Here is a 5,367-nt window from a genome sequence, read left to right as displayed (position 1 = left end):
GCCCACGCGCCCCCGCGCCACCGGCACCGGCACCGTCTGCTGCCCCACCCGAGTGGCCCAACACACCGTCCCCGGTTCCGGTGAGTTGCCGGGATGCGGCCCGGCCGCGTGTGATCGCTCTCACGTGGGCATCCTCACCTGCGGGCCGCTCGCCCTCGCTCGTTGGATCCATCCGCTCCACCCTCCCCCTGAATCGCCCCTGGCCACGCCCTGGATACCGGCGGAAATCCGGGCCCGGCAACGGCCGGCGGCACCGGCCCCGCCTCCGGTCGGCCGACCGGCGCGGGGAGGGACATTCTCCCTCTCCGGGCATCAAGTGGAACGGAGCGAAGGTCTTCCGCGTCTGTGTGAGCGGCAGCAGTGAAGCAACATCCGCAATGACAGGTGCCGGGGGAACGACCGACTGACTGCCCGTCCGGCGTACGGCCCCCGCAAGGGCGCCGTGCCCCGATCGTGGGATCATGGCACCGCAGACCATCCGGAGCCCGGGGGCTCCGTGCAGCCCGAGGAGAACCATCGCGCGTGACCAGGAACATGGGCTATGCCCTGCTCGCCGGACTGGCGGCGATCGTGGTCCTCGTCTCGACCGCGATATTCATCGGAGCGGGCAACAACGGCAACGGGCTGGACGAGGACTCACCGCAGGCGCGCAACTCGGCGGCGCCCGCGTCCTCCGGCAACTGGGTCGGCACCTGGTCGGCGGCGCCCGCGGCAGCCGAACCGCACACCAGGGACGGCTTCGCGAACATGTCGATAAGGAACGTCGTGCACACCTCGGTGGGCGGCACGGGCGCGCGCATCCAGCTCTCCAACCTGTTCGGCAACCGCCCGCTGACCATCACCCACGCGAGCATCGCCCTGGCCGCCGCCCCCAGCAACCCCACGGCCGCGGCCGGCAGCATGCGCCGTCTCACCTTCGGCAACAAGCCCTCGGTCACCATCCCGGCCGGCGGCGAGGTGACCAGCGACTCCGTGCGGCTCAACGTGCCGCACGCCGCTGACCTGCTGGTCACCACCTACTCGCCCACTCCCTCGGGCCCGGTGACCTACCACCCGTACGCACGGCAGACCAGCTATGTGGCCGAGGGCGACCGCGCCGAGGACACCTCGGGCACCGCCTTCAACCAGCAGAGCCCGTACTGGCGTTATCTGTCCGCTGTGGACGTGTGGAGCTCCGAGACCGAGGGCGCTGTGGCGGTGCTGGGCGACTCGATCACCGACGGCATCACCTCCAGCCCGGGCGCCAACCGGCGCTGGACCGACTTCCTCGCCGAGCGGCTGCGCACCGAGCGCGACGCGCCCCGGCTGAGCGTCGTCAACTCCGGCATCAGCGGCAACCGCGTCCTGGTCGACGGCAGCAAGTTCTCGCCCAACAACGGGCCGAGCGGGCTGACGCGGATGAGCCGCGACGTGCTCTCCCGTACGGGGGTGAAGGTCGTCGTCGTGGAGCTGGGCCTCAACGACATCATCAAACCGCCCCGGCAGCGCGATCCCAAGCGGATCCTCAACGGTCTGCGGGACATCGTGCGGCAGGCGCACACCCGGGGGCTGCGCGTCGTGGGCGCCACGCTCACCCCCTTCGGCGGGCACCGCGGCTACAACCCGCGGATGGAGGCCGTCCGACAGGCCGTCAACGCCGAGATCCGCAAGGGGAAGGTGTACGACGACGTGGTCGACTTCGACGCGGCGCTGCGGGACCCCGCGCACCCTCAGCGGCTGCGCGCGGCGTACGACTCGGGCGACCATCTGCACCCGAGCGACAACGGGTACCAGGCGATGTCGCAGGCCCTCGACCTGAAGACGCTGAAGGGCGGCCGCCCCGCGAAGCTGTGAGGGGCTGCTCGCGCTGGGCCGCGCCCGGCTTCACCGGGCGTACATCCGGGCGATGACGTCCTCGATGTCCGGCTCCCGGATGGACAGGTCCACCAGCGGGTACTCCGCCGCCAGCCGGGAGACCAGCGGAGCGGCACTCGCGGAGGCCGGAAAGGCCAGCCACTGGCGCGGGCCCTCCGTACGGACCGTGCGGGCGCCGGTGAGGCCCTCGATGGGCGGCAGTTCGCGCTCCAGGTCGACCACCAGGGTGCGCTCGCCGCGGCCCACCTCGTGCAGACCGGCGAGCGGGCCGTCGTACATCAGGCGGCCGTGGTCGATGACCACCACGCGCTTGCACAGCTGCTCGATGTCGCTCAGGTCGTGGGTGGTCAGCAGCACGGTGGTGCCCCGCTCGGCGTTGAGCGTCCGCAGGAACTCGCGGACCCGCGCCTTGCTGACGACGTCCAGGCCGATCGTGGGCTCGTCCAGATAGAGCACATCGGGGTCGTGCAGCAGCGCAGCGGTGATGTCGCCGCGCATCCGCTGCCCCAGCGAGAGCTGCCGTACCGGCACATCCAGCAGATCGCCGAGCTCCAGCAGTTCCACGCAGCGCGCCAGGTTCTCCTCGAAGCGGGCCTGCGGGACGCGGTACATCCGGCGGACGAGACCGTAGGAGTCGCGCAGCGGCAGGTCCCACCACAGGGTGGTGCGCTGCCCGAAGACGACACCGATGCGGCGCACCAGCCGGGTGCGCTCACGCCAGGGGTCGACTCCGGCGACGCGCAGCCGTCCCCCGCTGGGGGTGAGGATGCCGGTGAGCATCTTGATGGTGGTCGACTTGCCGGCGCCGTTCGGGCCGATGAACCCGGCCATCTCGCCGCGCCGCAGGGTGAAGGAGATCCCGTCTACGGCGCGCACCTCCTCGGCCGTACGGCGCAGCAGTCCGGTTCTGCGGCGCACCGTGAAGGTCTTGGTCAGGTCCTGTACGTCGATGAACTCGCCGCCCTCGTCGGCCACGGCTGCTGCGCCCCTTCCGTCGTGCTGCTGTGCAGGTGTTGTCGTGCTGTCGCACCGTTGCGCTGGTGCTGTCGTGCTGTCGTGCTGTCCCGTTCAGCTTCCTGTGCTGCGGTACGCGCGCAGCCCCGCCCGCCACACCAGGCCGGTGAGGGCGCAGCACAGCAGCGCGACGAAGGGCGCCGCGTAGTCGGCCCAGCCCGGCAGGCCCAGCGGATCGTCCCGGCCCAGCACATGCAGCGCGGGCAGCCAGTTGACGAAGGCCAGCGGGACGACGAACGTCACCCCGCGCACCAGTTCCTTGCCGAAGAGGGTGGGCGGGTACTGCAGCAGCGTCGTACCGCCGTAGGTGAAGGCGTTCTGCACCTCGGAGGCGTCCTGCGCCCAGAACTGGAAGGCGCCGCCGAGGACGAACACGCAGCCGAAAATCGCCGCCCCGCACAGCACCATGGAGCACACCATGGCGATCCTGCCCGGCGTCCACTCCAGCTCCAGCCGCAGCACGGACCAGCCCAGCACGAGCGAGCCCTGGGTGATCCGCCCGAGCCTGCGCAGCGAGAAGCGGTCGGCGGCGAGCTGGGCCAGTACCGGGACCGGCCGGGTCAGCAGCACGTCCATGGTGCCGTCCCGCACCCGGCGGCCGACCCGCTCCGCGCTGCCGAGCAGCAGGTCGGACAGGCCGAAGGCGACGCAGGAGGTGCCGTAGAGGAAGGCCACCTCGGGCAGCGCGAAGCCGCCCAGCGCGTCCACCTGCGCGAACATGATCATGATCGCGGCGAAGTCGAGGGAGGTCGTCGCGAAGTTGGCCGCCAGCATGATCGCGAACGAGGCCCGGTACGCCATCGTGGAGCGCACCCACATCGCCGCGATGAAGCCGTAGGCGCGCAGCCCCCAGGCCGCCCGGCTGAGCACGGCGCCGGGCGCGCTCCGGGGCCGGACTCCGGGGGAGCGCGGCAGCGTCTCGGCCAGCTCCTCAGCCACCCTGGACCACCACCTTGCGGGTCGCGACGGTCTGCAGCGCCCGGCCGGCGGCCAGCAGCACCAGGGCCCAGCCGGTCTGGAAGGCCAGCCCCGCCGCTGCGCCGCCCGGCTGGGCGCCCAGCAGTACGTCGGCGGGCACCTGGAGCGTCGCGGACCACGGCAGCAGGCGGGCCGTCTCACCGAAGGCGCCGGGGAAGACGGTCAGCGGCAGCAGCATCCCGGAGAAGAAGAGGCTCAGCAGGGTGGACAGGGCGTTGAGCCCGGTCGCGTCCAGCAGCCAGAAACCGCACAGCGCGACCAGATAGCGCAGCGCGAAGCTGACCACCAGGGCCAGCAGCACGGCGAGCAGGAACAGCAGCCAGCTGCCCGGGGAGGCGGGCAGCGCCAGGTCGAAGGCGAGGGCACCGACGGCCAGCGGCACCACTCCGCGCCCCAGCAGCTGGAAGGCTGCCCGGCCCAGATCGGCGGCGAGCCACCACAGCTGGAGGTCGACCGGCCGGTAGAGGTCGATGGCGACGTCGCCGTTCCTGATCCGTTCGGAGAACTCGTCCTGGAAACCGCCGCCCATCACGGCCACGCTTGCCAGCATCGCCTGCCCGATCCAGACGAAGGTCAGCGCCTGGCTCTGGTCGTAACCGCCGAGGTGGGGACGCTCGTGCCACAGGGCGATGAAGGTATAGGCGAGAATGAAGCCGAAGACGGTGTTGGTGAACACGCCGGCCGCCGTGGCGACGCGGTAGGTGGCGTAGCGCCGGAAGCCACTGACGGCTACGGCGAAATTGAGACGGAGCAGATGCATCCTTTCAAGCCCCTCTACCGTCTTCCCAGTAGCACTTCCGTACGAGCACCGCGCGTGAGCGAAGCCAGGGAGCCTAGCTCACAGGCTTGGTGGGCCACCATCGAATATCCACCGGGCCGGGCTACGGCCCCGAGGGCGTTCTCCGGTACGGAGGGTGCGACAGTGTTCTACGGGGCGTACCAGCATCGCCCGCCATTGGACGAGGAGTCCCTGCAAACATGAGTGACGAGCCGAACAGCGACGCCGAAGGCCGGGAGCCGGGGTCGGACGGCCCGCCAGAGCAGACCTCCGGGGGAGAGCCCACCGAGGCCCCCGGGACGAGCGCGGGGGCCCCTGAGGAGAGGGCGGGAGCCTCCGGGGAGAGTACGGACAGATCGGGCGCCGCCGACCGGCACGCCGGGTCCGCCCGACGGGACTCCGAGCAGCCGGCGGAGCCGGAGGCCGAGCGAGGTGCCGCCGCCTCGCCCACCGCCTCGCCCGCCGCATCGAGCGCCGCCGGCGAGGCGAGCGCGGCGGACGACGCGGACGAGCGCCAGATATCCGCGCCGCGGCAGCCCTCGTGGAGCAAGCAGCCCACCGAGCCCGAGCAGCGGCCCGCGCCGGGCGAGCAGCAGGCGGCGGCGCCGGAGCCGGCGTCGGAGAAGCCCGCATCCCAGGCAGCCCCGCAGAACGCGGCACCGCAGCAGCCCGCATCCGGCGAGCCGGCTGCCCCGAGCGAGACGCCCGCTGTGCCGACGGCGTCCACCCCGCCCCAGCAGCCC

At 71.9% G+C, this 5,367-nt stretch carries 4 protein-coding genes and 1 pseudogene; 2 read left to right on the top strand and 3 right to left on the bottom strand.

The annotated features are described in order from the left end of the window. Positions 1-534 precede the first annotated feature (534 nt). Positions 535-1,833 carry an SGNH/GDSL hydrolase family protein gene (locus tag ITI46_RS32875; RefSeq protein WP_209243604.1) on the top strand — a complete coding sequence of 433 codons (1,299 nt, stop codon included), beginning with the start codon at positions 535-537 and terminating at the stop codon, positions 1,831-1,833. Between the two features lie 30 nt (positions 1,834-1,863). Here the strand turns inward: ITI46_RS32875 and ITI46_RS32870 are convergent, their stop codons facing one another. From ITI46_RS32870 to ITI46_RS32860, 3 genes are all read right to left on the bottom strand, one after another. Beyond that, positions 1,864-2,829: an ABC transporter ATP-binding protein gene (locus tag ITI46_RS32870; protein ID WP_209243602.1), complete on the bottom strand. Its 966-nt coding sequence runs from the start codon at positions 2,827-2,829 to the stop codon at positions 1,864-1,866. A gap of 93 nt (positions 2,830-2,922) precedes the next feature. After that, the gene (locus ITI46_RS32865) at positions 2,923-3,807 is read right to left on the bottom strand and encodes an ABC transporter permease (RefSeq protein ID WP_372452130.1); all 885 of its coding nucleotides are present in this window, start codon (positions 3,805-3,807) and stop codon (positions 2,923-2,925) included. Next, on the bottom strand, positions 3,800-4,606 hold the full coding sequence (locus tag ITI46_RS32860) for an ABC transporter permease (protein ID WP_209243601.1): 807 nt from the start codon (positions 4,604-4,606) through the stop codon (positions 3,800-3,802). The genes ITI46_RS32865 and ITI46_RS32860 overlap by 8 nt, the downstream gene beginning before the upstream one ends. Positions 4,607-4,824: 218 nt before the next feature. Here ITI46_RS32860 and ITI46_RS32855 point away from each other — a divergent pair. Further along, positions 4,825-5,367, top strand: a pseudogene (locus ITI46_RS32855) (hypothetical protein); the annotation flags it as partial.

The organism is Streptomyces oryzae, assembly GCF_017676365.1.
In the GTDB taxonomy this organism is placed as follows: domain Bacteria; phylum Actinomycetota; class Actinomycetes; order Streptomycetales; family Streptomycetaceae; genus Streptomyces; species Streptomyces oryzae.
Note: the sequence above shows the minus strand (reverse complement) of the source record. Positions and strands in the feature narration are given on the sequence as shown.

Coding starts and splice junctions, on each gene's coding strand:
- ITI46_RS32875 (WP_209243604.1), top strand. CDS start 535: ATGGGCTATGCCCTGCTCGCCGGACTGGCGGCGATCGTGGTCCTCGTC.
- ITI46_RS32860 (WP_209243601.1), bottom strand. CDS start 4,606: ATGCATCTGCTCCGTCTCAATTTCGCCGTAGCCGTCAGTGGCTTCCGG.